The following is a 1,148-nucleotide window of genomic DNA, read 5'->3' on the forward strand; positions in this document are numbered from 1 at the left end:
TGTCTGATCATCTCCGGCTCCGTGAAGGAGATACAAGACAGGGTAGGAGCGCTGCGAAGTCTCGTATCCGGGTGGTAGATAGATCGCATATTTTCGCTCCATATTGAGTATTTTACTCTGCAATGTCATTTGGTCAAAAACCTTACTGTCTTGTGCAAAAGCAACTATTGAAAACAGTAAACAGAAGGATAAAGCAAGTGTGTATTTTTTCATATCGGTTTGGGAATTTGAGTTTGAGTTGTGTAGCTGTTTGATTTTTTGGACAAAAAATATATCAATTCATTAATCTACCATAAAGATGAATATATAAAAATGGTTACTTTTTTTGTGGTCGTGCAGTTTTTCCGATGGTCAATTCCCCCATCTGGGTGTAGTCAGATCCTTTGGCTTGGCGTAGATTACCAGCTCATCTACAAAGGCCTACAGGAAACTTTCTTTAACATTCAAGGCGCATCAGGTGTTTGGTCTGTGGTTTAGTTCTTCAGCCAACACATAAACCGTTTTACTCAAGCAAAAAAGCAACCCATGACAAGTAGATTAGATTTAAGACCAATTATTAAAACAAAAGAGTTCGAGAAAAGCACAGATGAAGAAAAATTTCAGACTCTCACCCTGCGCCCTATTCTAAAACTTCAAAATGACCTTTTACTTGGGCTTTTCAAAAATTACATTACTGAATCTAAGATCATGTATTATTCTTTATCACCTGAAAATAAGGTTCTCTTTATAGAAAACAGCTTACAGAAAAACATCGTGTTAAAGAACAAATTGATCGGAGTTACCCTTGGCATGCTCACTATTGAAGAATTAGCCGTGTACAGCGCAGATACCAACCTGTACAATAAAAGAATCATGAGCCTTTTAATAGAGCGAATCAGAAGCCAAATCAGCCTACTCGTTTGAATGTGTTCAGATCGTTCTTCGGACTGGGTGTAGTCGCTCCCGACAATTGTCGCGGACTTCACCCAGCCAACACCTCAACTAAGCGTAGCACAAAATTTTATTAATTTTCATCAATCGAAAGAACATGATGTCAAAATAATAATTATCTTCAGTTGATTATTTCATAACTATAAAAACTTACTAATGAGGAAATTATTCTATTCCATTTGCTTACTAGCCGTGGGCACTTTTAATTTTTCTTGTCA

Annotated in this window: 3 protein-coding genes; 2 read left to right on the forward strand and 1 reads right to left on the reverse strand. The window is 37.0% G+C overall.

The window, feature by feature from the left end:
- Positions 1 to 213: alpha/beta hydrolase-fold protein (locus Q0L68_RS17305; protein ID WP_296705517.1), on the reverse strand; the 213-nt coding region annotated here is incomplete at its 3' end.
- Positions 214 to 312: 99 nt separating this feature from the next.
- Between Q0L68_RS17305 and Q0L68_RS17310 the strand changes: the two genes are divergently transcribed.
- Together Q0L68_RS17310 and Q0L68_RS17315 are read left to right on the forward strand one after the other, a co-directional pair.
- A complete protein-coding gene (locus Q0L68_RS17310) occupies positions 313 to 477 on the forward strand; it encodes a hypothetical protein (protein ID WP_296705518.1) in 165 nt (54 codons plus the stop codon).
- A gap of 48 nt (positions 478 to 525) precedes the next feature.
- Positions 526 to 903, forward strand: coding sequence for a hypothetical protein (locus Q0L68_RS17315; RefSeq protein ID WP_296705519.1), 378 nt, complete (start codon positions 526 to 528; stop codon positions 901 to 903).
- The last annotated feature ends 245 nt before the right edge of the window (positions 904 to 1,148 follow it).

This window comes from Algoriphagus sp. (genome assembly GCF_024642405.1).
Classification (GTDB): domain Bacteria; phylum Bacteroidota; class Bacteroidia; order Cytophagales; family Cyclobacteriaceae; genus Algoriphagus.

What these genes read in the sequence shown, in the direction of transcription:
- Q0L68_RS17315 (WP_296705519.1), top strand. Translation starts at nt 526, where the DNA reads ATGACAAGTAGATTAGATTTAAGACCAATTATTAAAACAAAAGAGTTC.
- Q0L68_RS17310 (WP_296705518.1), top strand. Translation starts at nt 313, where the DNA reads ATGGTTACTTTTTTTGTGGTCGTGCAGTTTTTCCGATGGTCAATTCCC.